Source organism: Vibrio sp. 1580, from assembly GCF_033340055.1.
Genome location: NZ_JAWOVT010000088.1, coordinates 1 through 1,009 on the forward strand (window position 1 = coordinate 1; position 1,009 = coordinate 1,009).

Annotated in this window: 1 protein-coding gene and 1 pseudogene; one reads left to right on the forward strand and one right to left on the reverse strand. The window is 46.4% G+C overall.

From position 1 onward, the window contains the following. A pseudogene (locus R7093_RS24210) lies at positions 1–511 on the forward strand (hypothetical protein); the annotation flags it as partial. Between the two features lie 19 nt (positions 512–530). On the opposite strand, the gene R7093_RS24215 reads toward R7093_RS24210, so the two are convergent. After that, on the reverse strand, positions 531–1,009 hold a 479-nt coding region (locus R7093_RS24215), incomplete at its 5' end, for a GNAT family N-acetyltransferase (RefSeq protein ID WP_318146883.1).

Consider the following 1,009-nt stretch of genomic DNA (forward strand, 5'->3'; position numbering starts at 1 on the left):
GAAAGACATTCGCCCTTACATGCAAATGGGGCGTAACCGCTTTGAAATCTTGTTCTTAGAGGAAGACGAAGATCTTCTGTTTGATGAAGATAAACCTGAGCTGTGTTCGCTGTCCGATCATGAATATAGAAAAAGCGATGACCGCTTAGGCGTGTGGCAAGTGCCTTACCTGCAGTTTATTCGCAACGTACGTTTAGATCGTGTCGCGACCGAACAAATCTGGCACCACGGTGGTGGTTGTGAGTTTAAAGTGGATCTTTACTATCAGACTTTTGTGCCGGGTTTGGTCTCGGCATCAGTGAAGTTTGATGGTATGACTTACCATATTCCAATTGATGTGCGCGCCGATCATGCCAGTGCGTTATTTCAGATCGAAGCGCCTAAATACGCTGATTTGAATGACCCCGATCCGAAAGATCTCTACCAACTTGCGGTGGAGTTAGATGGGCAGCGCCAAGCATTTTCTGTTGCGCTTAGCCAAGAGCTTTGCGTTACCCATGTTGTGCTTTAACTCTTAGTAATGCTCTTTATTACAGTGTTTTAAGCATCACTACTTCACATGCATCATGCCCTGTTTGTCCAAGCGGGGCATGTAAATGCTCAAAGCCTAACTTCTCATACAAACCTATCGCTTCTTTTAAGCATTCTGTCGTTTCTAAATAACACTTTTGATAGCCAAGTTGCTTCGCCAATTGCAGACTCAGCGCGACGATACGTTTTGCCAAGCCGTGTCCGCGAGTTTGGGGTAAAAAGTACATTTTCTGTAGTTCGCACACGTTAAGTTCGCCTGCTAGTGGAGCAAAACCACCACCACCGACGATGATGCCATTGTGCTCAATCACCCAATAAGCGGCACCTTGTTGGTTATACACCGAATAGATGTCATCAAGTGTTGGGTGTGCGACGCCGTATCCTTTGTCTGCGGTTAGACCATATTCCGCGTAAACCTGACGAATCACGTCAGCGACTTGTGGGTTATCGGCCTTGCTGAGTGGGCGAAGAACAAATT